The organism is Flexivirga sp. (assembly GCF_035551235.1).
Taxonomy (GTDB): Bacteria; Actinomycetota; Actinomycetes; order Actinomycetales; family Dermatophilaceae; genus Flexivirga.
The window spans coordinates 1-26959 of the sequence record NZ_DASZNO010000020.1 but is presented as its reverse complement, the minus strand read 5'-3'; the positions used below and the strand labels follow the sequence as shown (position 1 = coordinate 26959).

Annotated in this window: 24 protein-coding genes, 4 tRNA genes and 1 riboswitch; of the genes, 12 read left to right on the top strand and 16 right to left on the bottom strand. The window is 66.9% G+C overall.

Features of this window, described 5'->3' with window-relative positions; all coding sequences use genetic code 11:
- Nucleotides 1–27 precede the first annotated feature (27 nt).
- Nucleotides 28–909 (top strand): LysR substrate-binding domain-containing protein, encoded by an 882-nt coding sequence (locus VG502_RS05135; protein WP_325548949.1) that lies wholly within the window; start codon nucleotides 28–30, stop codon nucleotides 907–909.
- Here the strand turns inward: VG502_RS05135 and VG502_RS05130 are convergent.
- Genes VG502_RS05130 through benA form a run of 4 tightly spaced genes read right to left on the bottom strand, consistent with a single transcriptional unit; the run spans nucleotide 890 to nucleotide 8260 of the window.
- Nucleotides 890–3688, bottom strand: a complete 2799-nt coding sequence (locus VG502_RS05130; RefSeq protein WP_325548948.1) for a helix-turn-helix transcriptional regulator — start codon at nucleotides 3686–3688, stop codon at nucleotides 890–892. The genes VG502_RS05135 and VG502_RS05130 overlap by 20 nt on opposite strands.
- Nucleotides 3689–3732: 44 nt before the next feature.
- Nucleotides 3733–6336 carry a benzoate 1,2-dioxygenase electron transfer component BenC gene (benC, locus tag VG502_RS05125; RefSeq protein WP_325548947.1) on the bottom strand — a complete coding sequence of 868 codons (2604 nt, stop codon included), beginning with the start codon at nucleotides 6334–6336 and terminating at the stop codon, nucleotides 3733–3735.
- A gap of 10 nt (nucleotides 6337–6346) precedes the next feature.
- A complete protein-coding gene (gene benB, locus VG502_RS05120; RefSeq protein ID WP_325548946.1) occupies nucleotides 6347–6877 on the bottom strand; it encodes a benzoate 1,2-dioxygenase small subunit in 531 nt (176 codons plus the stop codon).
- A gap of 3 nt (nucleotides 6878–6880) precedes the next feature.
- The gene (benA, locus tag VG502_RS05115; protein WP_325548961.1) at nucleotides 6881–8260 is read right to left on the bottom strand and encodes a benzoate 1,2-dioxygenase large subunit; all 1380 of its coding nucleotides are present in this window, start codon (nucleotides 8258–8260) and stop codon (nucleotides 6881–6883) included.
- Between the two features lie 223 nt (nucleotides 8261–8483).
- On the opposite strand from benA, the gene VG502_RS05110 reads away from it, so the two are divergent.
- Genes VG502_RS05110 through VG502_RS05085 form a run of 6 tightly spaced genes read left to right on the top strand, consistent with a single transcriptional unit; the run spans nucleotide 8484 to nucleotide 13255 of the window.
- Entirely contained in the window at nucleotides 8484–9401 is a 918-nt protein-coding gene (locus tag VG502_RS05110; RefSeq protein WP_325548945.1) for a LysR substrate-binding domain-containing protein, read from the top strand.
- Nucleotides 9398–10504, top strand: a complete 1107-nt coding sequence (locus VG502_RS05105; protein ID WP_325548944.1) for a mandelate racemase/muconate lactonizing enzyme family protein — start codon at nucleotides 9398–9400, stop codon at nucleotides 10502–10504. Before VG502_RS05110 ends, VG502_RS05105 begins: the two co-directional genes overlap by 4 nt.
- Before the next feature lie 20 nt (nucleotides 10505–10524).
- Entirely contained in the window at nucleotides 10525–11382 is an 858-nt protein-coding gene (catA, locus tag VG502_RS05100) for a catechol 1,2-dioxygenase (RefSeq protein WP_325548943.1), read from the top strand.
- Nucleotides 11382–11657, top strand: coding sequence for a muconolactone Delta-isomerase (gene catC, locus VG502_RS05095; RefSeq protein ID WP_325548942.1), 276 nt, complete (start codon nucleotides 11382–11384; stop codon nucleotides 11655–11657). Before catA ends, catC begins: the two co-directional genes overlap by 1 nt.
- 12 nt (nucleotides 11658–11669) lie before the next feature.
- Nucleotides 11670–12458, top strand: coding sequence for an alpha/beta fold hydrolase (locus VG502_RS05090; RefSeq protein WP_325548941.1), 789 nt, complete (start codon nucleotides 11670–11672; stop codon nucleotides 12456–12458).
- A complete protein-coding gene (locus VG502_RS05085) occupies nucleotides 12455–13255 on the top strand; it encodes an alpha/beta hydrolase family protein (RefSeq protein WP_325548940.1) in 801 nt (266 codons plus the stop codon). The genes VG502_RS05090 and VG502_RS05085 overlap by 4 nt, the downstream gene beginning before the upstream one ends.
- On the opposite strand, the gene VG502_RS05080 is transcribed toward VG502_RS05085, so the two are convergent.
- The 3 genes from VG502_RS05080 to VG502_RS05070 are packed head-to-tail and all read right to left on the bottom strand — an operon-like array spanning nucleotide 13246 to nucleotide 15512.
- Nucleotides 13246–13809: a DoxX family protein gene (locus VG502_RS05080; RefSeq protein ID WP_325548939.1), complete on the bottom strand. Its 564-nt coding sequence runs from the start codon at nucleotides 13807–13809 to the stop codon at nucleotides 13246–13248. The two genes, VG502_RS05085 and VG502_RS05080, sit on opposite strands and share 10 nt — an antisense overlap.
- Nucleotides 13806–14957 (bottom strand): sterol desaturase family protein, encoded by a 1152-nt coding sequence (locus VG502_RS05075; protein WP_325548938.1) that lies wholly within the window; start codon nucleotides 14955–14957, stop codon nucleotides 13806–13808. The genes VG502_RS05080 and VG502_RS05075 overlap by 4 nt, the downstream gene beginning before the upstream one ends.
- A gap of 45 nt (nucleotides 14958–15002) precedes the next feature.
- The gene (locus tag VG502_RS05070) at nucleotides 15003–15512 is read right to left on the bottom strand and encodes a COG4315 family predicted lipoprotein (RefSeq protein WP_325548937.1); all 510 of its coding nucleotides are present in this window, start codon (nucleotides 15510–15512) and stop codon (nucleotides 15003–15005) included.
- Between the two features lie 227 nt (nucleotides 15513–15739).
- Between VG502_RS05070 and VG502_RS05065 the strand changes: the two genes are divergently transcribed.
- Complete coding sequence (locus VG502_RS05065; RefSeq protein ID WP_325548936.1) at nucleotides 15740–16219, top strand: hypothetical protein; 480 nt, start codon at nucleotides 15740–15742, stop codon at nucleotides 16217–16219.
- A 58-nt stretch (nucleotides 16220–16277) separates the two neighbouring features.
- On the opposite strand, the gene VG502_RS05060 is transcribed toward VG502_RS05065, so the two are convergent.
- The 5 genes from VG502_RS05060 to VG502_RS05040 all read right to left on the bottom strand — a co-directional run bounded on the left by VG502_RS05060 (nucleotide 16278) and on the right by VG502_RS05040 (nucleotide 17874).
- Nucleotides 16278–16352: transfer RNA gene (locus VG502_RS05060), tRNA-Val, on the bottom strand.
- A gap of 24 nt (nucleotides 16353–16376) precedes the next feature.
- Nucleotides 16377–16449, bottom strand: a tRNA-Gly gene (locus tag VG502_RS05055).
- 120 nt (nucleotides 16450–16569) lie between these two features.
- A tRNA-Cys gene (locus VG502_RS05050) sits at nucleotides 16570–16640 on the bottom strand.
- Nucleotides 16641–16691: 51 nt separating this feature from the next.
- Nucleotides 16692–16764: transfer RNA gene (locus VG502_RS05045), tRNA-Gly, on the bottom strand.
- 42 nt (nucleotides 16765–16806) lie between these two features.
- Entirely contained in the window at nucleotides 16807–17874 is a 1068-nt protein-coding gene (locus VG502_RS05040) for a YihY/virulence factor BrkB family protein (RefSeq protein ID WP_325548935.1), read from the bottom strand.
- A 127-nt stretch (nucleotides 17875–18001) separates the two neighbouring features.
- Here VG502_RS05040 and glgX point away from each other — a divergent pair, with 127 nt between their 5' ends.
- Nucleotides 18002–20119: a glycogen debranching protein GlgX gene (gene glgX / locus VG502_RS05035; protein ID WP_325548934.1), complete on the top strand. Its 2118-nt coding sequence runs from the start codon at nucleotides 18002–18004 to the stop codon at nucleotides 20117–20119.
- A gap of 31 nt (nucleotides 20120–20150) precedes the next feature.
- Here glgX and VG502_RS05030 read toward each other — a convergent pair whose 3' ends face one another.
- Both VG502_RS05030 and VG502_RS05025 read right to left on the bottom strand, forming a co-directional pair.
- A complete protein-coding gene (locus VG502_RS05030; RefSeq protein WP_325548933.1) occupies nucleotides 20151–21035 on the bottom strand; it encodes a polyphosphate kinase 2 family protein in 885 nt (294 codons plus the stop codon).
- Between the two features lie 63 nt (nucleotides 21036–21098).
- Nucleotides 21099–22250, bottom strand: coding sequence for an alpha/beta hydrolase family protein (locus tag VG502_RS05025; protein ID WP_325548932.1), 1152 nt, complete (start codon nucleotides 22248–22250; stop codon nucleotides 21099–21101).
- A gap of 36 nt (nucleotides 22251–22286) precedes the next feature.
- Here VG502_RS05025 and VG502_RS05020 point away from each other — a divergent pair, with 36 nt between their 5' ends.
- The 3 genes from VG502_RS05020 to sfnG all read left to right on the top strand — a co-directional run bounded on the left by VG502_RS05020 (nucleotide 22287) and on the right by sfnG (nucleotide 25096).
- Nucleotides 22287–23348, top strand: a complete 1062-nt coding sequence (locus VG502_RS05020) for an ATP-dependent DNA ligase (RefSeq protein WP_325548931.1) — start codon at nucleotides 22287–22289, stop codon at nucleotides 23346–23348.
- Between the two features lie 67 nt (nucleotides 23349–23415).
- Nucleotides 23416–23504, top strand: a riboswitch (SAM riboswitch).
- Nucleotides 23505–23510: 6 nt separating this feature from the next.
- Nucleotides 23511–24020 (top strand): flavin reductase family protein, encoded by a 510-nt coding sequence (locus tag VG502_RS05015; protein WP_325548930.1) that lies wholly within the window; start codon nucleotides 23511–23513, stop codon nucleotides 24018–24020.
- The gene (gene sfnG, locus VG502_RS05010; RefSeq protein ID WP_325548929.1) at nucleotides 24017–25096 is read left to right on the top strand and encodes a dimethylsulfone monooxygenase SfnG; all 1080 of its coding nucleotides are present in this window, start codon (nucleotides 24017–24019) and stop codon (nucleotides 25094–25096) included. The genes VG502_RS05015 and sfnG overlap by 4 nt, the downstream gene beginning before the upstream one ends.
- 3 nt (nucleotides 25097–25099) lie before the next feature.
- Here sfnG and VG502_RS05005 read toward each other — a convergent pair whose 3' ends face one another.
- Together VG502_RS05005 and VG502_RS05000 are read right to left on the bottom strand one after the other, a co-directional pair.
- On the bottom strand, nucleotides 25100–26176 hold the full coding sequence (locus VG502_RS05005; protein ID WP_325548928.1) for a DNA polymerase domain-containing protein: 1077 nt from the start codon (nucleotides 26174–26176) through the stop codon (nucleotides 25100–25102).
- Nucleotides 26177–26188: 12 nt separating this feature from the next.
- Nucleotides 26189–26959: 5-methyltetrahydropteroyltriglutamate--homocysteine S-methyltransferase (locus VG502_RS05000; RefSeq protein WP_325548927.1), on the bottom strand; the 771-nt coding region annotated here is incomplete at its 5' end.

Below are 26959 nucleotides of genomic sequence, written 5' to 3'. Positions count from 1 at the left end.
TTCACCACTGATTAAGAGCCTGTGCATATGGATATCCGTCACCTGCGTTACTTCATCGCCGTCGCCGAGGAGGAGCACTTCACCCGTGCCGCGGAACGCCTGCACATGGCCCAACCGCCGCTGTCCCAGGCGATTCGGCAACTCGAGTCCGAGCTCGGCGTCCAGCTGCTGCGACGCAGCACCCGCCACGTCGCCCTCACCGCTGCAGGCCAGGCATATCTCGAGCGAGCTCGTGGCATCCTCGAGGAACTCAGCAGCGCCTCGGACCACGCGCGGCAGGTGGCTGCCGGGACCGTGGGTCATCTGGTGCTCGGCTGTGTCGGCTCGGCCACCTATTCGCTCCTTCCACAACTGTCGCGTGGCCTGGCCATCGAGCTCCCCGGCGTCGACTTCGCTTTCCGTGGCGAGATGCTCGTCCCGGACCAGGTCACCGCACTGCGCAACGGGGACATCGATCTGGCGCTGCTGCGGCCGCCCATCGCCGACCTCGGCCTGACCGTGGTGCAGCTTCGGCAGGACCGACTCGTGGTCGCCCTGCCCGCAAGCCATCCGCTGGCTGCGACGGATCGGGTGCGGGTCAAGCAGCTCGCCGGCAGCGACCTCATCATCCATTCCGCCCACCGCCGATCGATGATGTATGACGTGACGCTCGGCATCCTGCGCGAAGCCGGGATCGAACCGCACATCCGGCACGAGGTCGGCGAAACCTCAACACTGGTAACGCTGGTCGCCGGTGGCCTCGGGGTCGCGATCGTCCCGGAGCCGGTCAGTGCCCTGCAGTTGGAAGGCGTCATCTACCGGCCGCTCGTGCGACCCGCCCGGACGGTATCGCTGGCCGTGGCGCACCGAGCCGATCGGCACGAGCCGCACCTGGTGCGCGCTCTCGCCGTCATACGGGAGTTGACGTAGGGCTGTCCTCGTCACCTGCGGACCACTGTGCAGCCAGCTGGGAGCGTGATCGCACACCGAACTTCGCGTAGACACGAGTCAGGTGATACTGCACGGTCTTCACCGACAGGAAGAGTTCAGCCGCCACGTCCTTGTTGGAGCGCCCCTGCGCCACGAGAGAGGCCACGGCCGACTCCTGCGGCGTCAGCACATCCGAGTGAGCGTTCTTCGTCCGCTGCGCGTTGACACCGCCGGCAGCGAGCTCGCGGTCGCACCGCCGAACGTAGGTCGCGGCACCCAGGCGGGCGAATTGCTCACGGGCAGTGGACAACACGGCGTCAGCTTCCGCACGCCGACCGGCCCGGCGCAGTGTCTGGCCGAAGGCGAAGTGGGCGCGCGCCAGGTCGTAGGGATACGGCAGCTCAGCGATCAGGTCGATGGCGGTGGTGAACCGCTCACGCGCGGCATCGAGATCGCCGTGCTGGCCGTGCCAGCGGCCCCTGGCATAGGCGAGCCGGCCGATGGCGGACCCGAGTTCCGCCGCAGCAGCGCGCTCTTCGTGCGGCCGCAGGAAGCGGTCGGCCTGATCCAACTGTCCCGACACGACGAGCGCATTGGCGTAGACGTCGGCCCATGGCCAGAAGCCGGGGCCGGCAACCCACTCCTCGGCCCACGGCTCGGTCAGGAATGCCAGGGTCCGCACGACTGCCGGGTAGTCGGCGCGTGCCTCATGCAACGCCGCTTGCCCGAGTGCGGCCGGGACTCTCATGATCGGGTAGTCGTGTTGGCTGACCGAGCCTTGCCGCAGGCATCGCTCCGCCATCGGCCAGTCGCCGCGCAGTGTGTAGACCTGTGCCCGCGTCCAGTGCAGCAAGGGAGCGAGCAGCGCCATACCGGAGCTGTCCGCGAGTCCGGCACCAGTGGTGGCCGTGTGGAGTGCGGTGGTCCAGTCGCCGGTGAGGAACTGCACCCGGGCCAGCCACGCACGAGCCCACAGCGAGATCCGCAGGGAGCCGCCGAGGTGGTCGGTCGGGACCGCGCGTTCCAGCTCGTCGCGGGCCTGTCGCGGACTGTCCGTGGCCAGCCGCAGCCAGCCTGCGGCCATCCGGACCCGCGCGGCCACCGCACCCTCCGAGAGCGTGGCGATGAGCTCGTCGTAGCGGAGCAGCTCGGCTGCCGGTGCATCGACCACCGCGTTGCCGAGACCCCTGATGGCCGCGGCCTCGACAGCTGCCGGCGTATTGCCATCGGCCAGCTCCAAGGCGCGATCGGCCCACGAAACCAGCTCTCCTGCTTGGCAGTTCGCCAGACTGTGCAGCACGTAACGTTGTGCGATGAGCGCTGCCGTGGCGGCATCCCTACGTGGGTTGGCCAGCTCCCACGCACGGTTCAGGCGGCTGTCCGCCTCACTGGACCGTCCCCGCACGATCGCCAGGTAGCCCAGCACCGCGTTCCGGCGTGGTGTCTCGCGCAACGACTCGAGCTCCGCAAGGTGGCGTGACGCGCCCGGGATGTCGCCGGCGCCGACCAGTGCGTCGGTGGACTCGACCAATCGGGCGCCGGCGGTGTCAGGGTCACTGGTCGCCCGCGCGGCCAGCTCGAGCAACTCCCCCGCCGTCGCCCACTCGCCCGACGAGGCCGCCGCTCCGGCATGCCGAGCGAGTTGCTCGGCCAGTTCGTCATCGATCGGGCCGCCGGCGAACCACCGATGCCGCAGGCAACTGGCCGGATCCTCGACCATTACCGCGGCGCGGGCGTGCATCTGCGTGCGTTCCATCGGCCCGAGCTCGTCGAGGATCGCCCGGCGCGTGACGTTGTCGCGCATCCGCAACAACGTTGCCTCCGTGTCGAGTTGGACGACCAACCCTCCCCTGAGCACCTGTGTCATGGTGGCCGGCGTTGCCTCCACTCCCGCGACCTGCTCCGCAACGTGGACCAGGATCCGACCGGCCAGGCGGTCGCCTTCCTCCAACACGGCAATGGCATCCACCAGCCGTGCCGCATCCGGCGTCGCACCCGCCGACCAGGCGCGGACCGCTCGCCGCACACTCGACGGTGCAGGAAGGTCGAAGCGCGTCGTCAGCCAATCCGTGGGTGCGATCTCGCGCAGCAACTCGACCACCATCCGTGCATTGCCACCCGTATGACGGACCAGATGCGCGGTCTCGGCGGCAGGCACGATGACCCGCAGCCGCTCGGCCATCATGGCGACGTCATCTGTCGTGAGCGGTGCGAGCTCGACGACCAGATGGGCAGCGGACCGGACGTCGTCATACAGGTTCTCGTACAGGTTGGCCCGGCCCCGGTCCCCGTGCTGGTGCGCGGACAACGGCGCACCCGGATGCAGTGGCTCCGTCCAGTCGAGCACGACCAGAAGTTGCGCTCGTGCGCTCAATCGGATGGCGCTGAGCAGGCCCTCGATGGTGGCGCGGTCGACCAGGTGTGCGTTCGACACCAGCAGCACGCAGTCCCATCGGTGGGAGCTGGGGGCGATCGTGTCGACCAGCCGGGAGGCCGCCACCACCGGGTCGGCCGATGGGTCCACCAGCAGCCCTCGCAGGCCGTCACCCTGCGACCCCGTCGCCCACGGCAGGCCGGCCAGGCGCCTGACCTCGGCCGCATCGACCCTCCCACCGGGTGTGCACAAGCCGGCGAAACCCTTTGCAAAGGTGGTCGATCCGCTACCGGAGGCGCCCGTGACCAGCACCGCTGCCGATGGATCCGCGCAGGAACCGACCACGTCGACCAGCGCCTCGAGCTCGAGTCGCCGGGTCGGGACGATCGTCGGCGGAATGTCCACCGTGCCACCGTACGACGGTTGCGGCGTACGGCGGCCCACGCGCGTCAGCCGAGATCACCGCCGGCGACCGGAAGCACCACACCGGTGATGTATGACGACTCGGCCGACGCCAGGAAGGTGATCGCCGCCGCCTGCTCGTCCAGCGTGCCGTAACGGTGCATCGGCGCCGACGCGAGCGTCTGATCGATGTGCGCCTGGAACCACGCCTTCTCCTGCTCGGTGCGTGGCACCGGGGTGCCACGCGAGATCCGCCGCGGCGGCGCATCCGTGCCCCCCGGCGCCGTGGCCACGACCCGGATACCACTGCCGGCATACTCCATCGCCAGCGACTGAGTGATCGCGTTGATGCCGCCCTTCGCCGCCGAGTAGGGGATGCGATGGATCCCACGCGTCGCCGCCGACGACACGTTGACGATCACGCCTTCGCCCTGATGGACCATCGCCGGCAAAGCCGCACGGCACGCGAAAAGCGTTGTCATCAGCGACCGTTGGATCTCCGCTTCGATCTCGGCATCGGTGAACTCGGTAAACGGCTTGAAGTTGATCGCACCGCCGACATTGTTGATCAACACGTCCACCCGACCGAACTCGGCGACCGCCCGCTGCACCAGATCCGTGGCCCCGGCGTAACTCTCCAGGTCGCACCGCACCGGCAAGCAGCCCGCACCATCGCGCAACTCGGTCGCGATCTCCTGCACCAGCTCGGAACGATCGGCCACCACAACCCGGCCGCCCTCGGCACTGACCCGCCGGGCCACCTGCGCGCCGATCCCCTGCGCCGCACCAGTCACCACCACCACCTGACCGGCGAACCTACCCGGCGTGATGAACCGCGGCTTCACCTGCGCGGCCGTGTCCGCCATCGCCCGGCGCATGGTCTCCTTCGACCGGCCCGCGTGCTCGATGATCAACCGCTGTGCGGTGGTGCGGTCACCGGCCTCGAACGCCTCGACGATCTCGACATGGTCCGTCGCACACCGCGGATTGCACCACGTCGCGTTCGCCAGCACCTCCGACATACGACCCTTGACACCCAACGCCTGGTACGCCCGCAACAGATGCTCGTTACCGGTCAGCGCGAACAAGTAATCATGGAACGCCGCATTCGTGTCGGTGTATGCCGCCGCATCCACGAAGCGATCACCCTCGACATACGGCACCGTCGACTCCGCCAGTAACCGGTAGCCGGTGAGCTGCCCGGACGACAAGCGGCCGATCACCAACTCCAGCGCACCCAGCTCCAACGCCTCACGTGCCTCGAAGATCGCATCCGAGGAATCGATGTCCGGATGCTCCTCACCGATCTGGTAGCCATCCGAGGCCGTCTCCGCCACGGCAGCACCCGCCACCGGAACCGGTTGCGCCGGTTGCGATTCGGCACCCGGGGCCACCTCAGCGACAGCCGCGAAGAGCTTCTGCCCACCGATCGCTCGTATGGCGTCACCGTCGTCGACCGCCGCCGGGACGGCAACGAGCGGCGGAAGATCCCGGCCGGGCAGCATCTCCCGTCCGGCTATGCCGCGCGCATCGGGCGCGGGAAGCAACTCCTCTTCCTCCGGCTGCTCGGCTGCGACGGCTGCACGCGCCGCGGTCGTCACATCAGCGCCGCCGGCGGCAGCGGCCAGGGCGAACTTCTCGTAGTAGAACCCGGTCGGTTCGACGCCGAGCGACGAAACGCCCTGCCGCACCGACTCAACCATTGCGGGCGGGCCGCACAGATACAGCGCCACATCACCGTCGTGCAGATGCTCACCACGGATCAGATCGGTGACATGACCCTTGTGCTCAGCTTCGCTGTCCGGCGCGGAAACACAGTGATCCCAGGTGAATCCGGGCAGCTTGTCGGCGAGAGTGCGCAACTCGTCCAGGGACACGAGGTCGTCATCTGTGCTGACGCCATAGACCAGGTGCGCCGTGCGGTCGCTTCCGTCCGCGGCCAGCTTGCGCAGCATCGACAGGATCGGTGCCAGGCCGGTGCCACCGGCGAGCAGCAGCACGGGACGGTCCGTCTCGCGCAGGAAGAAGGACCCGTGCGGACCGGTCAGCGAGATCTCGTCGCCCACGGAGGCGCGCTCGGTCAGGTAGTCCGACATCACCCCGCCGGGGCTGAGCTTGACCAGGAAGCTGAGCTCCTCCTCGTCGGGTGCGTTGCTGAACGAGTAGGAACGCTTCGCGTCCGCACCCGGCACGTCAATGTTGACGTATTGCCCTGGGAAAAAAGCGAGTTCATCCCGATTGGGCAACTCGACCTTCAACTCCAGGGTGCTCGGGGACAGCCGGTCGAGTGCGGTGATCGTCCCTGTGTAGGTGGCGGCCCTGGTCTTGGCGACCTCGGAGGTGCTGGCGATCTGCAGCACGAGATCCGACTTCGGTCGCATGCTGCACGGGAGCGCGTAGCCCTGCGCCGCCTCGTCATCGGACAACGCATCGTCGATGTAATCGCCGCCGTCATACTCACCCGACTCGCACAGCGCCTTGCACGTGCCGCAGGCGCCGTCACGGCAATCGAGCGGAATGTTGATCCGCTGCCGGTATGACGCATCGGCGACCGTCTGATCCGGTCGACAGGTGATGAAGCGGGTCACACCGTCCTCGAAGGACAGGGCGACCTGGTGCGTCGCCGCAGCGCCGGTTTCGGTGACAGACATGGCAACTCGCTCAGATGTGGTAGATGTCGACGACGTGGTGGATGTAGTCGTTCTTGAGGATCACGGTCTTGCGCCGGATCAGCGGTTGCTGGCCGGAGAAGTCGATCGTGTAGAACGACGTCCCGTAATAGGGGTCGATCGTCTTGTACCGGAAATACATCGTGTGCCAATTGAACCGGATGTCGACCAAGTCGCCGCGGCGCTCGATGACCTCGACGTTGCTGATGTTGTGACTGGTGCGCGGCTCGGGTAGCGACGTCGCTGACGACCGTTCGGTCCGGATGCGGAAGACCCGGTCCTCCAGACCACCCTTGTTGCCGTAGTAGATCAGCGAGATGTCGGTCTGGGGGTCCTCGGTGAGCAGGTCGTCATCACCCCAGGCCGGCATCCAGTAGACGACGTCGTCGGCATAGCAGCCGAGCCATTTCTCGAACTCCCGGTCATCGAGCAGTCGCGCCTCGCGATAGAGGAACTGTTCGATGACGTTCTGCGTGATGAGCGCCGAACCCGTTGTGCTTGTTGCGTTCTCGACAGAGGTCATCGCTCACGCCTCCCTCGTCTGATGCGTCTGCTGCGTCAGGGCCACTTCTTCCGCGGCGATCGCCTCGCGCATCGTCTTCAGCCAGTGGCCGTGCTGGACCGGGTAGAGCCCCTCGTCCTCGTTCTTCGCACCCGCGGAGATGACACCGTCCATACCGAGCGACGTGGCGACCTCATCCGGGCCGGTTATCCAGTGCTGCGCACCGCGGCTCATGTCGTTCCAGGGCGCCGCCGTGGCGCGGAAGGTCAGTTGGCAGGAGCGGAACTCCTCCAGGTCGTCCGGTGTCGCCATACCCGAGGCGTTGAAGAAGTCCTCGTACTGCCGGATCCGCCAGGCACGCGCCTCGGCACTCTCGCCCTTCGGTGCAATGCAGTAGATCGTGACCTCGGTCTTGTCGGGCGCGATCGGCCGGAAATGCCTTATCTGCGTGGAGAATTGGTCCATCAGGTAGACGTTCGGGTAGAGGCACAGGTTGCGGGATCCGGTCACCATGAACTCGCCCTTGGCGTCGCCGAATTCCTTCTTCAGCTCGTCCATCCGGTCCCACAGCGGTCGGTCCTGCGGATTGCCCGCGAAGGTCCACAGGCACAGGTGGCCGTTCGGATAGGACCAGTACCCGCCACCGGACTTGCCCCACTGCCCGGCGTCCAGGGTCTTGGTGGTGTTCTTGGACTCGCCGGTGTTCCGCCGGGAGGTGGTGGCGGCGTAGTTCCAGTGCGTCGCGGTCACGTGGTAACCGTCGGCGCCGTTCTCCGCCTGGACCTTCCAGTTGCCGTCGTAGGTGTATGTCGAGGAGCCGCGCAGCACTTCCAGCCCATCCGGCGACTGGTCGACGAGCATGTCGATCACCTTCGTGGTGTCGCCCAGGTGCTCCTCCAGGCTGACGACATCCGGATTGAGACTGCCGAAGAGGAAGCCGCGGTAGGAGTCGAACCTCGCGACCTTCGTCAGGTTGTGGGAGCCCTCGGTGTTGAACGTGTCGGGGTAGCCCGCGTCGTCGGGGTCCTTGACCTTCAGCAGGGTGCCGTCATTGCGGAAGGTCCACCCGTGGAACGGGCACGTCAGGGTCGGCCGGTTGTCGGTCTTGCGCCGGCAGAGCATGGCGCCGCGATGGGCACACGCGTTGATCAGGCAGTTGAGCCGGCCGTCCTTGGACCGGGTGATCACGATCGGCTGGCGGCCGATGTAGGTCGTGAAGTAGTCGCCGTTGTTCGGGATCTGGCTCTCGTGGGCCAGGTAGAGCCAGTTCCCCTCGAAGATGTGCTTCATCTCCAGTTCGAAGATCTGCTCGTCGGTGAAGATCCCGCGGTTGGCCCGGAACGTCCCGGTGGCCGGATCATCGATCACGGCGTTGTCCAGCTTGCTGCTCAGGCTTTCCAGCATCTCGGTCACGTCGGTCCTCCAGGTCGCTGCGGCACTGATCCAGGCACTTCATCACACCGTGTCCCAGGTCACACCAGGCAAATGCCTAGTGCTGACTAGGCACCCGATTACATGCCTGCGAGTTATCAATAACCTGATAATTAGTCATTGTCTTGGCCCAATCGGCGCCCTAGCGTGGGCTGGTGAACATGACCTACGCCACCCCCGAAGGGAGATGACCGGGATGGACCTCCGGCAGCTGCGGTACTTCGATGCAGTGGCCGATCTGTGCCACTTCGGGCAGGCGGCCGAACGCCTGCATCTGGCGCAACCGGCTCTCTCCCAAGCCATCCGGCGGCTGGAAGCCGACTTGGACGTGCAGCTGTTCATTCGGACCACGCGGACGGTCGAGCTCACTGACGCCGGCGCGTTCTTCCATCAGGAAGTGCGCCGGATCCTCGCCGATCTCGACGCGTCGGTCGATGGCGCACGCAACATCGCCGGCGGGCACAGCGGCCTGCTGCGACTCGGCTTCACCGGGACGAGCGCGTTCACCCAGATGTCACGCCTCACCCGGCTGATCAGGTCGGCCCACCCGGCCGTCGCGCTCGAGGTCCACACGGACCTGCTGACTCCGAACCAGATCGAGCTACTGCTCGACGGCCGCCTGGACCTCGGGGTGCTGCGCACGCCCGTCCTGGAAGCCGGGATCGAGACGCGACACATCCTGGATGAGCCGCTCATCCTCGCGCTGCCGGCCGATCATCGTCTGGCCCAGGAGTCCGGTCTGGAGCTGGCCGATCTGGCGCCGGAGGACTTCGTGGCGTATGCCGACACCAGGTCGATCGTCTACGAGGCCATGCTCGCCACGTGCCGAAGCGCCGGCTTCACGCCGACCATCACCCAACGTGCAGTCAGCACGGCTGCGGCGCTGGCACTCGTCGGAGCCGGACTCGGCGTCACGCTCGCGCCCGAGTCGGTGCGCAGCATGCAGCTGCACGGAGTCGTCTTCCGCGACGTGCAGGACGCAGCCAGCATCGACCTCTCGCTCGCGTGGCGCACCGACGAGCCGTCACCCCTCGTCTCGTCGGTTCTCGACACGCTCGAGGCCCATGACTTCTACACCGACCCGGCCGCCTTCCCATCGCAGGAGCAGGCGTGAAAATCACTGCCGTTGAAGCGATTCCATTCGCCATCCCCTACACCAAAGCGCTGCACTTCGCGAGCGGCGAGGTGCACACCGCCGAGCACGTCCTGGTCCGGGTGACCACCGACGACGGCGTCGTCGGAGTGGCCGAAGCCCCGCCACGCCCCTTCACGTATGGCGAGACCCAGGCGGGCATCGTCGCGATCATCGAGTCGATCTTCGCCCCGCAGGTCGAGGGGCTGACCCTGCTGGAACGGGAGAAGGCGCACAGCCGGCTCGGGCGCACGGTAGGCAACCCGACCGCCAAGGCGGCCATCGACATGGCCATCTGGGACGCCCTCGGCAAGACGCTCGACCTGCCGGTCTCCGACCTGCTCGGTGGGTTCACCGACCGGATGCGGGTCAGCCACATGCTCGGCTTCGACGAGCCCGCTGCGATGGTCGCCGAAGCGGAGAAGATGGTCGAGACCTACGGGATCGGCACCTTCAAGGTGAAGGTCGGCCGCCGGCCGGTCCGGCTGGACACCGCGGTCGTCCGCGCACTGCGCGAACGCTTCGGGGACACCATCGAGCTGTATGTCGACGGCAACCGCGGCTGGACGGCGGCGGAGTCGCTGAAGGCGATGCGCGAGATGGCCGACCTCGACCTGCTCTTCGCCGAGGAACTCAATCCGGCCGACGACGTGCTCGGCCGCCGGTGGCTCGTGCAGCAACTCGACCTGCCGGTGATCGCCGACGAATCCGTGCCGACCGCCGCCGATGTGACGCGCGAGATCCTCGCCGGGTCGGCAACCGCGGTCTCGATCAAGACGGCCCGCACCGGTTTCACGACCAGTCGGCGGATCCATCACCTTGCCGAAGGGCTCGGGGTCGAGGTGGTGATCGGCAACCAGATCGACGGTCAGATCGGCACCGCCTGCGCCGTGGCCTTCGGCTCGGCATACGAGTTGACGTCCCGCCGGGCCGGCGAGCTGTCCAACTTCCTGGACATGAGCGACGACCTCCTGAGCGAACCCCTGCAGATCAGCGGCGGCCAGCTCGTGGTCCCCTCCGGACCCGGGCTCGGTATCGAGATCGACGAAAACCGGCTCCAGCACTACCGACTCGACAACAAGTAACACCATCGAAGGAGAACGACATGACCACCACGCACGACACCCAGGTCGCAACGGCGGCCGCTTCCGGGGCGAACGCAACCGACCGTTTCCAGACCGACAAGTCACCGTACGAGGCCGTCAAGGACGTCCCGCCGGAGCGCGTCAACGAGCTCGCCCGCGAGGTGCTGGAGTCGATCCACAACACCATCCGCACGCACAAGGTGACGTACGCCGAGTACAACGCACTGAAGGCGTGGCTCATCCAGGTCGGCCAGGACGGCGAATGGCCACTGTTCCTCGACGTGTGGATCGAGCACGTGGTCGAGGACGTCGCGACCGAGCACCGCAAGGGCAACAAGGGCACCATCGAAGGGCCCTACTACGTCCCGAACGCGCCCGACGCGGTCGACAACACGATCCCGATGCGCGACGACGAGTCCGGCACGCCGCTGACCTGGAAGAGCACCATCACCTCGGTGGACGGCACTCCCCTGCAGGGCAAGGTGGAGCTCTGGCATGCGGACAACGAGGGCTTCTACAGCCAGTTCGCGCCCGGGATCCCCGAGTGGAACCTGCGCGCCACCTTCCACGCCGATGAGCAGGGCAACTTCGAGATCCACACCATCCAGCCCGCGCCCTACCAGATCCCGACAGACGGCTCCTGCGGGAAGCTCATCGCGGCCGCCGGATGGCACGCCTGGCGTCCCGCCCACATGCACGTCAAGGTCTCGGCTCCGGGGCACGAACTGCTCACCGCGCAGCTGTACTTCCCGGGCGACCCGCACAACGAGGACGACATCGCGGACGCGGTGAAGCCGGAGCTGGTGCTGGACCCCAAGCAGCAGGATGACGGCAGCGTCGCCATCAACTACAACTTCGTGCTCGACCCGCAGTCCTGATGTTGTTCGAGGTACGCATGGACGTGCGGATCCCGCGCGAGCTCGATCGGCAGACCCGCCAGGAAACCATCGCCCGCGAGAAGGCCTATTCCCAGAAGCTGCAGCGCGGCGGCGAGTGGAAACACATCTGGCGCATCGTCGGCAAGTACTCCAACATCAGCATTTTCGATGTGGAGAGCACGGACAGGTTGCACGAAATCCTCTGGGGCCTGCCGCTTTTCGAGTACATGGAGATCGACGTCACGCCGTTGGCACAGCACCCGTCGGCAATCTGAGGGGCAGCATCGATGGCACCTCCAGAGATCGCTCTCACCCTGCTTGCCGGCTCACCCGGACAGCCGGTCGTGATCGTCGGCCCGTCGCTCGGCACGCGCGTCGAGCGGCTGTGGTCCACGGCCGCCGGGCTGCTGTCGGGCTATCGGGTGATCGGCTGGGACCTGCCCGGACACGGCCGTAGCGCGCCGGTCACGCGGCCCTACGACACGCAGGAGCTCGCGGGTGCGGTACTCCGCGCGGTGGACGCTGCGGTCGGCGTCGATCTGCCGCTGCGGTATGCCGGCGACTCGTTCGGCGGCTGCGTGGGTCTGCAACTGATCGTCGATCACCCCGAACGGTTCGAGGCGGCCGCGATCCTGTGCAGCGGGGCGAAGATCGCCACGGCGGAGGTATGGCGCCAACGCGTCGACCTCGTATGCCGCGAGGGTCTCCGTCCGGTCCAGGGGGCGTCAGCGCAGCGATGGTTCGGCGAGCGCGTCCTGGCGCAACCGAACGACGAATCCCGTGCAGTCGTCGAGGAACTCGCGGACATCGATGCGCTGAGTTACTGCCATGCCTGTGCGGCGCTCGGAGTCTTCGACGTGCGGGATCGGTTGTCCGCCATACAGGTGCCGTTGCTCGCCATCGCGGGTTCGGATGACCTGGTGACGACGGCCGAGCAGAATCGCGAGCTCGTCCGCCATACACCGGGAGCGAGCTTCGAGCTCCTGCCCGGCGTCGGGCACCTGGCACCGCTGGAGGACCCTGCGGCGACGGTTGCCCTGTTGGAGAAGCATTTCGCAAAGGAGAGCAGCCGATGATCGCTGACACGGACGTTGAAAACCCCGACGCCTCAATGCGATACGGCTCGGTGAGCAGTCAGGTCGCCGACGTCTTCGAGCCGCCGAAAGCGACCGACTCGCTCGTCCTGCTGCTGCACGGCGGCTTCTGGGACGATGCCGATCGGATGCGCGCGTGGTCGGCCGGACACGCCCTCGCCGAGGCAGGACACCTCACCGCCGCGGTCGAGTATCGCCGCGGGAAGGGACGCTGGCAGGACGCACTGGACGACGTCGTGCAGGCGATCGACCAGATCCAGCTGAGCGGACGCGAGTGGACCGTGCACAACGAGGTGCCCCGCTGCATCACGGTTGTCGGTCACTCCGCCGGCGGTCAGCTCGCCCTGTGGGCCGCCAGCCGCGCCAGCCTCCCGACCACGTCGCGGTGGCACGCCGGGGACATTCAGGTGACCGGTGCCGTCGTGATGGCGCCCCTGGCCGACCTGCGCCGGGCTGCCGAGCTCGGTATCGGTGACGGGGCCGCCGCCGCCTTCCTCGGTGGATCGCCCGAGCAGGTACCGGACAACTACGCGATCGCCGACCCGAGCCTGCTGACGCCGTCGGTGCCGGTGCGGATGCTGCACGGCCCGGACGACGACGTCGTACCCGTGGAGATCTCCGAGCGCTACGCTGCACATCTGCGCGAAACCGGTGTGACCGATTGGGAGTTCACCGCGGTCGACGGCGCCGACCACCGCTCCTGGGGAGACCCGTCCTCCCCCTCCTGGCCGACGCTGACTGCCGCGATCGAGAGCCTTACGAAGGCCGCTCAGCGCTGACCGGTGGTCCCGGCTCTGCGCGAGATCTCCGCTCGGGGAGGCAGTATGTCGTCCCGACGGAGGGCGCGGGCGATCAGGGCGTCGATGCTGAAACGGCCCGCGCCGACGAGCGCCGCGACGAGTGCCAAGGCGCCCAGGGCCAGGTTCAGCTGGTACCCGGGAGGGGAGGTCGCCGAGCTCAGGCCAGTGGACCACGTGACGGTGATCGTCGCCAGGACCATGTCGCCGAACAGTGCCAACCCGGCCAGGCGGGTGCACACACCGAGGGCCATCGCCACTCCACCGCCGAACTCGGTCGCGCCGGCAAGCACGGCGAAGAGCTCTCCGGGTCGAAGGTGCGCCGTCTGCGACATGTAGAGCGCCGTCTGATGGATGCCGTTCGGTCCGGCGCCCGGGAACGCGCTGAACAGCTTCGCCGCGCCGTAGTAGAGGAAGACCCACACGAGGGCGACCCGCACTGCCAACAGCGCGGCATCGGTCGCCGGCCCGCCTGCGGTCGTCTCGAAGAGGAAGCGCAGCCATCGGGTGGAGCGGCTGCGCGCAGTCGTAGTCATCGGCCCGGGGCAAGCGGATCGCTCGCCATCTCGGGCGCCGTCGGGTTCGATCTCCGGCAGCCAGTTTCCGTCCCCGCGTCGCGGTCTGCCTGAGGGACCGGCGCGGGCTCCCGGATGGAGGGAAGCTCTACCGGTTCGTCCAGCGGCCGGAACGGTCCCAGGAGCTGGGCGGCGAACACCTTGAGGTGGTGCGGACGAGCTCCTTGTTGTTCGACCTTGAGGGGTCGTCGCGGCAGCCCGGTGTCAGCCCTGATCGTCTCGGGAGTGGGAAACAGGGCACGATGCGAGAGCTGGTCCCAGATCGTCAGGGTGAATCCGAGGTTCAGGTCCTGGGGACCCACCAGGCGGTGGTGGATGCGGTGGTAGTTCGGACTGACGAACACTCGCTCGAGTGGCCCGAAGCCCAGGTTGGTGTTGGAGTGCGCGAAAGCGACCGCGCCACCGTAGAAGACGAGCAGCAGTGTCGGTAGTTCGCCGTTGGCGATCAGCACCAGCGCGGGGATCACAGCCAGCACGTACGAGACGTGGATGAGTGGATGGGTCCGAAAGACCGTGAGAACGTTCATGTCCTCCTGGGAGTGGTGCAGCTCGTGGAAGCGCCACAACAAGCGGATCCGGTGATTGGCCAGATGCACCAACCAGTTGCAGGCGTCCATCGCCACCACGATCGCGAGGATCGCGCCCCAGCGTGGAACGAGCCCGATCCTGGGGAGGATCACCCACGGCGCCAGACGTCGTACGACGACGTCGAGCGAGAGGGTGAGCGCGGTGATGAGGGGCAGCACGACCACGAGGTTGAGTACGGTGTAGAGCACGTCATGGCGATCCCCGCGGGCCACGAGTGATCGTCGCTGGGCGGGCCGCAGCCGCTCCGCGACGAGGAACAAGGCGATCAACCCAAAAGCGAGCGGTCCGATCGTGACGGCGCGAAGACTTGTCAACGAATCGCCGAAGTTCACCCCGCCCCAGTGCGTCGCCCAACCGACCCCGATCAGGAGCAGGGCGAGCGCCGGTATCAGCAGCGCCGGGAGATAGATGAGCGATGATGCCCGCTGCCGGACCCTCCCGTAGGCGGCACGGATGGAGATGCCGCGCTTGCGCGCGGTCGCCGCCGGCGGCGTGGCCGCCTCATACGTCCTCTGTCCCATGGTTCTTTCTCCTTTGCACCACTGAGACTCCGTGCGCGTCGCCCGCTAGAACGCAGCGCCGCCGGGATTGGGAGCCTTGGTCTTCGACGGGGAGGCCGAAGAACTCGGCGTCGTGGAAGCGCCGATGGGCTTGCCACTGGCGTCGAGGGCCAACCAGCGGCCCCATTGATCCGTCAGGTTCTGGCCCTTCGCCTGGCCGGGCGCGGTGTCGCGGACGTAGGTGTACGCGGGATGGCCGTTGACGATCACGTGCTTGCCGTTCTTCGTCACGGCCGGCCAGATCGCCAGGCATTGACCCTTGCAGGTCGGCTTGCCTGCGGAGTCTCCGACGAGTTCATACACGGTGCGGCCCGATGAGTCGACGAGCACCGTGCCGATGGAGATCGACTTGGTCTTCAGGGCGCTGGCGGACTCGGACACCATCGCCTTGCTCTGCGTCGTGCCGGGCGCTGACCCGGCGGAGGACGAGCCACCTCCACACGCGGCGAGCAGCGCCACGAGGGCACCGGCACCTGCCGCACCGAGGCCCGCCTTGCTGATACCGAAGGTTGACATCTGCCACCTCACCTCACAGGACGAAGCATCCGAACAGGTGCCTCACCGCAAGACACGTACAAAACCGGCCCGCGGTTCATCCGCACCGAAAGATGTCGAGACTTCACCGCGGTCGAGGGCACCGATCACCGCTCCCGCGGAGATCCGGGCCGCGGGAATGCGAAAGATAGCCTGACGTGGTCATGGACGCTGGCGGTCCTCGGGCCGTCGACATTTGGGAGGTATGAATGGCGGATGGCAAGAAGAGTCTGACCAAGCCCATGGAGGGGCAGCTGCACCCTGGCGAGCAGCTCATCGGCGGGTGCAAGGCAGCTGGGAAGAATGCGGTCCTCAAGGGTGCCGTGGGAGGTGCTGTCGGTGGGGCTGTGGGCGCCGTTGTCGCAAGCCGTATGGAGGGTGGGGCCTCGGCCGGCATCGCAGCGGCCGTGCCGCAGCTCCAGGTCTTCTGGGTGGGCGCAACGGACCGACGCCTGGTGTTCTTCGACACCGGCTCGTTCTCCTCGAAGCCGCGCTCCTTCAAGGGCGACGTGCCGTTGTCCTCGATCACGGACGTCGAGGTTGGCAACCGAGGGCCGTTCCGGCGGCTCGTGGTCACCTTCACCGACGGCAGCTCCTCGACGGTTGACCTCTATCGCGCGAACAGCCCGGGTCAGCTGCAGGACGCACTCGAGCAGCTGCTGCCCGGGAAGGTCCACGGCAAGGAGTGAGGGGTAGGAATCTAAAGGCCCTGTCCGGCGTTTCCGCCGGACAGGGCTTTCCTCGTGCTGGTGGACGATACTGGGATCGAACCAGTGACCTCTTCCGTGTCAGGGAAGCGCGCTACCGCTGCGCCAATCGTCCAAAGCGATATACAAGCGACCGCAGAGCGGACAACCGGGCTCGAACCGGCGACCTCAACCTTGGCAAGGTTGCGCTCTACCAACTGAGCTATGTCCGCCTGTAAACCCTGACTTGTCAGCCGGGGCAACGAATATGAACTCTATCCGACACCCTGCCCAACTTCCAAAACGACCCTCTTCCGGAAAGATTCGGAGCGCTTCAGCAGTCCTGGTTTGCGAGGTGGAGACGGGATTTGAACCCGTGTAGACGGCTTTGCAGGCCGTTGCCTCGCCTCTCGGCCACTCCACCGCGTGGTCCTGGATCCCGAGCCTCCGAAGAGGCCCGGGAACCATGCACCAGAGCGGACAACCGGGCTCGAACCGGCGACCTCAACCTTGGCAAGGTTGCGCTCTACCAACTGAGCTATGTCCGCCTGCTGTCCGACGCGAAACCGCGTCGTGCACGCGCCGAAACATTAGCCGATCGCGCGACGGGAATCCAAACGGGGTTCCTCCGGTGTGGCGTCCTCCCCCGCATCCGCGACCGGTATGGCGCGAGCCCTGCGCCGCTCGGCGAGTTCGAGCCGGGTCACCGGCAGTTTCAGCTTGCCGGTATCGGCCTCGACCGCCTGCTCGCGCAGCTTCGTCACACCGTCGCCGATCCACTCGATCGCGCGCTCGTGCACAGGGGTCCGCTCCGGCGCGCGCCAGAGGCGCACGGAGGCCGAATTCAGCGCCGCACCGATCAGCACGGCGATGCCCAGGAAGTACAACCAGGTCATCACCACGATGGCCGCGGCGAGCGGCCCGTAGATGCTGGCGCTGTGGTCACCGACCGAGCGCCCGAGGAACCACCGCAGCATCATCGACGCGACCACCCAGATCCCCAGGGTGAGCGCCCCTCCCGGCAGGTGCCGCAGCCAGGGCAGCCGGCCCGGCGTCGCGATGTGGAAGAAGGTCGCGAGCGTGAGGATCGTCAGACCACCGACCAGCGGCCAGTAGAAGACCATCAGGAAGCGCAACCCGGGCGGCAGCCACCCACTGAGGATGTCCGGGCCGATGACGATCAGCGGCACGACGAGGGCACCGAAGACCAGACCGCCGAAGTAGAGCGAGAGGCTGAGCACCCGCGCCTGCACGATGCCGCGGTGCCCACCGTGGCCATACATGATCGAGACGGTGTCGAGCATGACGTTCAGGGCACGCGACCCGGACCACAGCGACAGCAGGAAGCCCACCGACACCACGTCGGGGCGCCCGGCGCTGAGCGCCGAATTGACCGTCGGCATGATCACGTCGCGCAGGCTCTGCTCGGTCAGGAACCCCGACGCGTAATGCTCGATATTGGCCGTCACCTGACCGACGATGTCCGGACCGAGCCAGTGCCCGAGGTAGCCGACCGCGCCCAACAGACCGAAGATCAACGGCGGCAGCGACAGCAGTGCGAAGAAGCCGGCTTCGGCCGCCAGCCCGGTGACCCGATGCTTCATGCACACCCGGAACGTCCCGGCGACGAGTCGTGCCAGCGCCAACAGCCCTGGCACTCGGGACAATTCACGCCGAAGAGTGGCCTTCACACCCATCGGCACATCCCAGGCCGCGCGGTCTCTCCGATCACTTGACCCAAGGTAGCTGGGTCGGACCGAAATCCCGTGGACCACAATGCCCTTTATGGAAATTTGGCCGGGTAAGCCCTACCCCCTTGGTTCGACGTATGACGGCGCCGGCGTCAACTTCGCGCTCTTCTCCGAGATCGCGGATGGCGTCGAGCTGTGCCTGGTCAGCGAAACCGGTGAGGAGACACGGGTTCCGCTCGGCGAGGTGGACGGTCACGTGTGGCACGGCTACCTGCCCGGCATACAGGACGGACAGCGTTACGGCTACCGCGTGCACGGCCCGCACAACCCCTCCGAGGGTGACCGGTGCAACCCGGCGAAGCTGCTGCTGGACCCCTACGCCAAGGCGTTCGACGGTCAGCTCGACGGTGACGAGTCCCTCTTCAGTTACCGCTTCGAGGACCCGGAGGCCTACAACGAGGACGATTCACTGGGCCACACGATGCTGTCGGTGGTGGTGAACCCGTTCTTCGACTGGGGCCACGACCGGCCGCCGCGGCACGAATACCACGAGAGTGTGATCTACGAGACGCACGTCAAGGGCCTGACGATGACCCACCCGGATGTGCCCGAGGAGATCCGTGGCACGTATGCCGCGCTCGGGCACCCCGCGATCATCGACCACCTCACCAGTCTCGGTGTCACGGCGGTCGAGTTGCTGCCGGTGCACCAGTTCGTGCAGGACAGCAGCCTGGTCGACAAGGGATTGCGCAACTACTGGGGCTACAACACGATCGGTTTCCTCGCCCCGCACAACGAATACGCCGCGGCCGGCACCGACGGGCAGCAGGTCAGCGAGTTCAAGGCGATGGTCCGTGCGCTGCACGAGGCGGACATCGAGGTCATCCTGGACGTGGTCTACAACCACACCGCCGAGGGCAGCGAGCTCGGCCCGACCATCGCATTCCGCGGCATCGACAACGCCGCCTACTACCGCTTGGTGGACGACGACAAGTCGCACTACTACGACACCACAGGCACCGGCAACAGCCTGCTGATGCGCAACCCCCATGTGCTGCAGCTGATCATGGACTCGCTGCGCTACTGGGTGGAGGAGATGCACGTCGACGGATTCCGCTTCGACCTCGCCGCGACGCTCGCGCGGCAGTTCCACGAGGTCGACAAGCTGTCGGCCTTCTTCGACATCATCCAGCAGGATCCGGTGATCTCCCAGGTGAAGCTCATTGCTGAGCCGTGGGACCTCGGCGACGGCGGCTATCAGGTGGGCAACTTCCCGCCACTGTGGACCGAATGGAACGGCAAGTACCGCGACTCCGTACGCGACTTCTGGCGCGGCGAGGCCTCGGCGTTGGGCGAATTCGCCTCCCGTCTCAGCGGATCCAGCGATCTCTACGCCCACTCCGGCCGCCGGCCGATCGCATCCATCAACTTCGTCACCGCCCATGACGGCTTCACCCTGCGTGACCTCGTCTCTTACAACGACAAGCACAACGAGGCCAACGGCGAGGACAACAACGACGGCGAGAGCCACAACAGGTCCTGGAACTGCGGCGCCGAGGGCCCGACCGACGACGCGGCGATCAACGAGCTGCGACTGCGCCAGCAACGCAACTTCATCGCGACGCTGCTGCTCAGCCAGGGAGTCCCGATGCTCTCGCACGGTGATGAGCTCGGCCGGACCCAGGGCGGCAACAACAACGTCTACTGTCAGGACAACGAGATCGCCTGGCTCGACTGGGAACTCGACGACGACGAGCAGTCACTGCTCGACTTCACCCGCAGCGTCATCACCCTGCGCAGTGAGCATCCGACGTTCCGCCGGCGTCGCTTCTTCGACGGCGACGCGCACCACGGCGGCTCGAGCGACCAGGGCGACATCGAGTGGTACTCCCCCAGCGGCACCGTGATGAACGAGCTCGACTGGCGCAACGGCTACGCCCGGACCCTCATGGTCTTCCTGAACGGTCAGGCGATCAGCGCGCCGGACGAGCGTGGTCGCGAGGTCGTCGACGACCACTTCCTGCTGCTGTTCAACGGACACTACGAGCCGGTGGAGTTCACCATCCCGGCCGACCTGTATGACGGGAAGTGGCAGGTCGCGCTCAGCACGGCGAGCGAGGAGCCCGCTGCGGATGCGACGCACGAACCGGGTTCGGCGATCGACGTGCCCAGCCGGTCGATCCTGGTGCTGCGGGCCGCGCTGACCGAATGAGGCTGCCCGGGCGCGCTCGGGCCCGGGCCGGTCAGGTGGCTGCGAGACGCTTCTTCTGCTCGGCCACGTCGAAGTCTGCCTCCGGCCAGCCCAGGTCGAGCTCCCGCAGCTTGTCCAGCAACAACTGCTGGACGGCAAGGCGGGCGTACCACTTGCGGTCGGCCGGCACGACATACCAAGGGTTTTCGTCGGTTGACGTCTTGTCGAGGACTGCTTGGTAGGCCTCCTGGTACGAATCCCAGAGCTCCCGCTCGTCGATGTCACCCGGGTTGAACTTCCAGTACTTGTCCGGCCGGTCGAGACGTTCCTGCAGCCGTGCCTTCTGCTCGTCCGCGGAGATGTGCAGCATCACCTTCAGGACGTGGATGCCCTTGTCGTTCGCCGCGCGCTCGAACGTGTTGATCTGGCCGTATCGCCGGCCCCAGGTCGACGGCGGCACCAGGTCGTGCACCCGCACGACCAGCACGTCCTCGTAGTGGGAGCGGTCGAAGACGCCGATGTAACCCGGGTCGGGCAGCTCACGGCGGATGCGCCAGAGGAAGGGGTGCCGTCGCTCCTCGGCGCTCGGCGCCTTGAAGGCGTGCAACTTCACACCCTGAGGGTCCACGGCGCCGACGACGTGTCGCATGACGCCACCCTTCCCGGATGTGTCCATGCCCTGCACCACCAACAGGATCGCGGGCCCGTCACCATCGCGACCGCCCGCGTAGAGCCGTTCCTGGAGGTCGTCGATCTCGTCGCGGACGGAGGCCATGACCTCCTCGGCGTCCTTCTTCTTGCCCGAAAAGGCAGGCGTGCCAGCAGGATCCAGGTCAGCGAGCTGAAAGCCGGGCGTGACGCGCAGTGCCTCGCCCATGGAGACACTGGACGCCTTCGCGTCCTTCTTCTTCGACTTCTTCGCATTCTTCTTGGCCATGCCACATCGTCGCACACGTCGGGTATGCCGCTCCCCGACGCACGTTGAGCCGCCGAACCACGCTCACTCAGAACAGAATTCGGCGACCAGCTGCTCCCAGCGGCGCGGGTCGACGTTCCATGCACGGCAGTGCCGGGCGACGTCCCAGGTCTCCAACCGCACCAGATCCGGTCGCGCTGCCGCCAGCGCAGCCGATGGCGCATAGGGCACGAATTCGTCGACCGCGGAGTGGATCACGAGCATCGGCACCGACAATTCGTCGGCGCGGCGGACCCAGTCGGTGAGCCGCAGGTCGAGCGGCTCGTCCAACCCGGCGACCTGACTCCGCAGGGGACCACGCAGGAGCCGGCCACCCAGGCGCGAGATCAGTTTCGGGAGCCGGTTCTCGCCGGCATGGAAATCGAGGACGGGCTGCCAGCTGATCACCGGCGAGTCGAGGACGACGCGACTGACCATCTCGGAAAGCCACGAACGGTCCAGGAACTGCAGCACGATCGCGGCGCCCATCGACCAGCCGAACAGTTGGATCTCACGAGCGCCGTGTGAGGCGGCATACAGGGCGGCGGCCTCGACGTCGGCCCATTCGGTCATGCCCAGGTGATAGCGGTGGTCGGGCGACGCCGGCGCGCCGACGTCGTTGCGATAGGACGGTATGACGCTGTTGATGCCGAGATCGTGCAGGATCGGCACCGCTCGCAGCGTCTCACTGCGCTGGGCGCCGCGCCCGTGCACCAGCACCGCCCAGCGATCACCACCGGGGGCCCGATCAATCCACGCCGGCATCCGACCGGCGGGTGTCTCCAACTCGACGTCATCGAGGTGCAGCGGGAACGAGGTCGCCGGTGGGCCGCAGAAGTAGTTGCTGTTGAACCGGGCCATGCCGGGCACCAACTCGCCGAAGTCGACGCCGTCCAGTGCCCGCGTGACAAGGCCACCATCAGTCGCGAGTATGTCGCCGAGGCGCGCATGGGTGTGGAATTCGTTCTGCCACATGCCATAACGGCCGGGTGCCAATGACTCCTCGGTGCCGGTGAGAACCACGTGGTCGGGACCCACCTCGTGGACCGGCACGTCATCCACCGGCACGACCGGCTTGAGTACCTGCCGCACGAAGTAACTCGACACGCCGATGGTCCCGCCGCCCACCGCAGCGGTCACGCCGGTGGTCACCCCTGCCGCCGGTGCGATGGCACGGCGAAGTACACGACTGCTCACGCTGCCATCGTCGCAGGTGACGGGCACAATGGCCGGATGGACCTGCCGCTGGAGTTGCCGATCACCCCTATGCTCGCCAAGGCCACCGCCTCCGTGCCCGCCGCGGACAGCGTCGAAGGCGGGCTGCTCTACGAACCGAAGTGGGACGGTTTCCGCTGCATCGTGCTGAGGGATGGTGACGACGTCGAGCTTGCCTCGCGCGGCTCCAAGCCACTCACCCGCTACTTCCCGGAGCTCGTCGAGGCAGTGCGCGCACAACTTCCGGACAAGTGCGCCCTCGACGGCGAAGTCGTGGTGCGGGCAGGCGAAAAGGGCTCTGCGCGGCTCAATTTCGAGGCGCTGAGCCAGCGCATCCACCCCGCGGAGTCCCGGGTGCGGAAGCTGTCCGAGGAGACTCCCGCCGAGATCATCTTCTTCGATGCCCTCGTCGTCGACGGCGAGTCATTGCTCGAGCGTCCGTTCGCGGAGCGACGCACGGCGCTCGAAGCGGCACTGCACTCGGTCGATGCACCGTTCCACCTCACCCGGGTCACCGACGACCCCCAGGTAGCGCAGGACTGGTTCAACCGCTTCGAGGGCGCCGGCCTGGACGGAGTGGTCGCGAAGGCGAAACGGTCGCCATACCAGCCGGGCAAGCGCGCCATGCTGAAGATCAAGCATTCGCGCACGGCCGACGCCGTGCTCCTCGGCTACCGGATCCACAAGAGCGGCAACGGCGTTGGCTCCCTGCTCCTCGGCCTGTATGACGACGAGGGCAACCTGCGCAACGTCGGCGGCATCGTCTCGTTCACGGCGAAGCGGCGGCTGGAGTTGATCGACGAGCTCGCACCGCTCGTGGTGCGCGACGACGAGGGCGACGCGGTCCGCGGCGAGACCGACCGCTCCCGGTTCAGCGGCAACAAGGACGTGTCGTTCGTTCGGCTGCGTCCGGAGCGGGTGGCGGAGGTGAAGTTCGATCAGCTGGAGGGGCAGCGCTTCCGCCATGGTGTGGGCTTCCTGCGGTGGCGTCCGGACCGCGATCCCGAGTCCTGCCTCATGTCGCAGGTCGACCGGGCTCCGGCCTACGACCTGGATGAGGTGCTGGCCCCCACCGACTGATGTCCGGCATCTCACTGCGCGGACCGAAGTTGCTTCATTAGGTGATGGTTGAGTTAACGTCGCGTTATACCCATCCAGAGCGGCTGAGAGACCTGGCTCCGCGACGCCGCAGCAACCACCTTCACGGGCAGGTGCTCAGGCCAGGACCGATGGAGGCGAACCATGACCGGTCATTCCGCTGGCACCGACCTGCGGGCCGCATTCCGCGAAGCGGTCTCGAGCACGTGGGTGATCTGTGCTGCCGATGGGGACCGCCCGGTCGGATTCACAGCGATCTCAGTGGTTTCGGTGTCCCTGGCGCCGCCGCTGGTGTCCTTCAACCTGAGTAGGACGTCGTCGAGCAGAGCGACGATCGAGCGCACCGGACGGGTCTCCCTGCACCTGCTGGGCGCTCACCAGAGCCACCTCGCCCGGCGCTTCGCCGGAGACCGTCGGTCGCGGTTCGTGAGCGACTGGCACTGGCACGACGACGGGCTCCCTGCATTGACCGAGTTCAGCGCCCGACTGAGCGCCGACGTGGAAGCAACGTTCGACGCGGGCGACAGCCTGCTGGTGACCGCGCAGGTGACGAATCACCAGCAGGGACACGGGGATCCGCTCGTGCACCACCGGGGCGCCTACCACACTCTCGACCGCACACCATCTCTCGTTCTCCAGGAGGAGTCGGCATGACCGAGCTGAAGTTTGCGTACTGGGTCCCCAACGTGTCGGGCGGTCTGGTGGTGAGCAAGGTGCCGCAGCGGACCGATCACAGCCCGGCATACAACATCGATGCCGCGCAGGCGGCCGAGCGTTTCGGCTTCGACTACGCGCTGACGCAGGTGCGCTACCTCGCGTCGTATGGCGCCGACGCGCAGCACGAGTCCACGTCGTTCTCCCAGTTGCTGCTCGCCCACACCGAGCGACTGAAGGTCATTGCAGCGGTTCACCCGGGCTTCTGGCAACCCGCCGTACTGGCGAAACTGGCTGCTACTGCGCAGGATTGGAGCAACAACCGCTTTGCCCTGAACGTCGTGTCCGGTTGGTTCAAGAAGGAATTCACCAACCTCGGCGAGCTGTGGCTGGACCACGAGGAGCGCTACCGGCGGTCCGAGGAGTTCATCGAGGTGCTCAAGGGCGCCTGGGGCACCGACGACCTCACCTTCCGCGGTGACTTCTACCGGACCCGCGACCTGACCTTCCGACCACAGCCCGCCACTCCCCCGGAGATCTTCCAGGGCGGCAACTCCACCAGTGCGCGCCGGATGGGCGGGCGCCTGTCGGACTGGTACTTCATGAACGGTGGCTCGATCGACGCCATCGCGGAGCAGGTCGACGAGGTCGAGGGCTACGGCCGCGAGCACGGCCGGCGTCCCGGCTTCGGGCTCAACGGTTTCGTCGTCGTGCGCGACACCGAGGAGGAAGCCCGCCGCGTCGTGCAGGAGATCATCGACAATGCCGACGAGGAGAAGGTGCGCGACTTCGGCGAAGCGGTGAAGACGGCCGGGGCTTCGACCCGCGACGGCAAGGGCATGTGGGCCGGCTCCGACTTCAAGGACCTGGTGCAGTACAACGACGGTTTCAAGACCGGCTTGGTCGGCACTCCCGAGCAGGTCGCGCAACGCATCGTCGACTACAAGAAGGTCGGCGTCGACCTGATCCTGGCCGGCTTCCTGCACGTGCGCGAGGACATCGAGCGCTTCGGCACCCAGGTCATCCCGCTGGTGCGGGAGCTGGAGGCGCAGGAGACCGAGCGCAAGAGCGCATAGCGGTCACTCAATCCGGTTGCCGTCGGCGTCCCAGTGCTCGGCGACCTTCTTGCTGGGCTGCACCCGCGGCGGCTCGCCGGGCATCTTCGGGTAGTCGGGCGGGAAGTTCAGCTCGCCGCCGGGCAGCGTCTCCCACAGCTGCAGCAGCGGCTCCAGCGAATGGGCGGTGTCGTCCATGTCCGCCCAGGCGTCGCTGTCGGCCAGGAAGTCCGGGACGGTCACCAGGTTGAAGTCGCGCGGGTCGGTGACCTCCGCCAACTGCTCCCAGGTCATCGGCGTGCTGACCGGCGCGCCCGGCTTCGCGCGCAGGCTCCAGGCACTGGCGATCGTGCGGTCGCGGTTGTTCTGGTTGAAGTCGACGAAGATGCGTTCGCCGCGCTCCTCCTTCCACCAGCTCGTGGTCACGCCGTCGTCGCGACGCTCCAGCTCGCGGCCGAATCCGATTGCGGCGTGGCGCAATTCCTCGAAGGTCCACTTCGGCTGGATCCGCAGATAGATGTGTATGCCGCGGTTGCCGCTCGTCTTCGGATAGCCCCGCATCCCCAGCTCCTCCAGCAACTCGCGCGCCACGCCGGCGACCCGCTGCGTGTCGGCGAAGGTGGTGCCCGGCTGCGGGTCGAGGTCGATCCGCAACTCGTCCGGGTGGTCCACGTCCGGACGCCGAACCGGCCACGGGTGGAAGGTCAGGGTGCCCATGTGCGCGGCCCAGACCACTGACGCCGGCTCTGTCGGGCACAACTCCTGTGCAGTGCGCCCGCTCGGAAAGGTGACACCGACGGTTTCGACATACTCGGGGGCACCGCGCGGTAACCGCTTCTGATAGAAACCGTCGCCGTCATCGCCATACCCCGTGGACAGGCGCATGCCGTCCCGGTAGCCGTCGGGCCAGCGCTCCATGGCGGTCGGCCGCTCCCCCACGGCACGCATCAGCGCGTCGCCGACGGTCGCGAAGAACTCGCAGACCTGGAGCTTGCTGATCTCCGGCGTCCGGTCGGTGGCTTCGTAGATCACGCGGTCAGGGCTGGAGACGCGGACCTCGCGGTCCCCGACGGGGACGAGGGCGGCGGGAGTCTTGGCCATGGAGTCAGTCTGTCAGTCGTCCCAGACACTCGTGGCCAACTCGACGACCTCACGCACCTTGCCCCATTGCTCGTCCTCGGTGAGGATGTTGCCCTCTTCCGTCGACGCGAAACCACACTGCGTGGAGATCGCGATCTGTTGCAGGGGAACGTATTTCGCGGCTTCCGCGATGCGCGCGCGAACTTCGTCCGGATTCTCCAACTCACCTGTCTTGGAGGTGATCAGCCCGAGCACGACGGTCTGCTCACCCTTGGGGAAGAAGCGCAGCGGCTCGAAGCCGCCCGCCCTGTCGGAGTCGTACTCCAGGAAGAACCCGTCGTACGGGACCGCGAAGAGATCTTCGGCGACGGGCTCGTAGCCGCCGGAGGAGATCCAGGTCGAGCGGAAGTTTCCGCGGCATACGTGTGTCGTGACCACCAGGTCGTCGGGCTTGCCCTCGAGCACGCGGATCAGGATGTCGCGGTAGCGATGTCCGATGCCGTCGACGTCGATCTCCCGCTCGGTGCGAGCGCGCTCCAGCTCCGCATCACTGCACAGGTAGGCCCACACCGTGTCGTCCAGTTGCAGGTAGCGCGCTCCCTCGGCGTAGAAGGCAGCGATCGCGTCGCGGTAGGTCTGCACGAGATCGTCGACATACGCATCGCGGTCGGGGTAGTCCGGCGCGGCCAGGTTGGCCGGCTCGACCCGGAAGTCCAGCACCGTCGGCGACGGGATCGAGAACTTCGGCTGCACATGGTTCGCCTCCGCGACGGACTTCAGGTAGCGGAAGTGCTCCAGCATCGG

Bases quoted from the DNA above. Each gene is read 5' to 3' on its own strand.
- VG502_RS05090 (WP_325548941.1), top strand. From the start codon at position 11,670: ATGGCACCTCCAGAGATCGCTCTCACCCTGCTTGCCGGCTCACCCGGA.
- VG502_RS05065 (WP_325548936.1), top strand. From the start codon at position 15,740: ATGGCGGATGGCAAGAAGAGTCTGACCAAGCCCATGGAGGGGCAGCTG.
- VG502_RS05070 (WP_325548937.1), bottom strand. From the start codon at position 15,512: ATGTCAACCTTCGGTATCAGCAAGGCGGGCCTCGGTGCGGCAGGTGCC.
- VG502_RS05135 (WP_325548949.1), top strand. From the start codon at position 28: ATGGATATCCGTCACCTGCGTTACTTCATCGCCGTCGCCGAGGAGGAG.
- VG502_RS05020 (WP_325548931.1), top strand. From the start codon at position 22,287: ATGGACCTGCCGCTGGAGTTGCCGATCACCCCTATGCTCGCCAAGGCC.
- VG502_RS05030 (WP_325548933.1), bottom strand. From the start codon at position 21,035: ATGGCCAAGAAGAATGCGAAGAAGTCGAAGAAGAAGGACGCGAAGGCG.
- benB (WP_325548946.1), bottom strand. From the start codon at position 6,877: ATGACCTCTGTCGAGAACGCAACAAGCACAACGGGTTCGGCGCTCATC.
- catC (WP_325548942.1), top strand. From the start codon at position 11,382: ATGTTGTTCGAGGTACGCATGGACGTGCGGATCCCGCGCGAGCTCGAT.
- catA (WP_325548943.1), top strand. From the start codon at position 10,525: ATGACCACCACGCACGACACCCAGGTCGCAACGGCGGCCGCTTCCGGG.
- VG502_RS05015 (WP_325548930.1), top strand. From the start codon at position 23,511: ATGACCGGTCATTCCGCTGGCACCGACCTGCGGGCCGCATTCCGCGAA.
- glgX (WP_325548934.1), top strand. From the start codon at position 18,002: ATGGAAATTTGGCCGGGTAAGCCCTACCCCCTTGGTTCGACGTATGAC.
- VG502_RS05085 (WP_325548940.1), top strand. From the start codon at position 12,455: ATGATCGCTGACACGGACGTTGAAAACCCCGACGCCTCAATGCGATAC.
- sfnG (WP_325548929.1), top strand. From the start codon at position 24,017: ATGACCGAGCTGAAGTTTGCGTACTGGGTCCCCAACGTGTCGGGCGGT.
- VG502_RS05080 (WP_325548939.1), bottom strand. From the start codon at position 13,809: ATGACTACGACTGCGCGCAGCCGCTCCACCCGATGGCTGCGCTTCCTC.
- VG502_RS05005 (WP_325548928.1), bottom strand. From the start codon at position 26,176: ATGGCCAAGACTCCCGCCGCCCTCGTCCCCGTCGGGGACCGCGAGGTC.
- VG502_RS05110 (WP_325548945.1), top strand. From the start codon at position 8,484: ATGGACCTCCGGCAGCTGCGGTACTTCGATGCAGTGGCCGATCTGTGC.
- VG502_RS05075 (WP_325548938.1), bottom strand. From the start codon at position 14,957: ATGGGACAGAGGACGTATGAGGCGGCCACGCCGCCGGCGGCGACCGCG.
- benA (WP_325548961.1), bottom strand. From the start codon at position 8,260: ATGCTGGAAAGCCTGAGCAGCAAGCTGGACAACGCCGTGATCGATGAT.
- benC (WP_325548947.1), bottom strand. From the start codon at position 6,336: ATGTCTGTCACCGAAACCGGCGCTGCGGCGACGCACCAGGTCGCCCTG.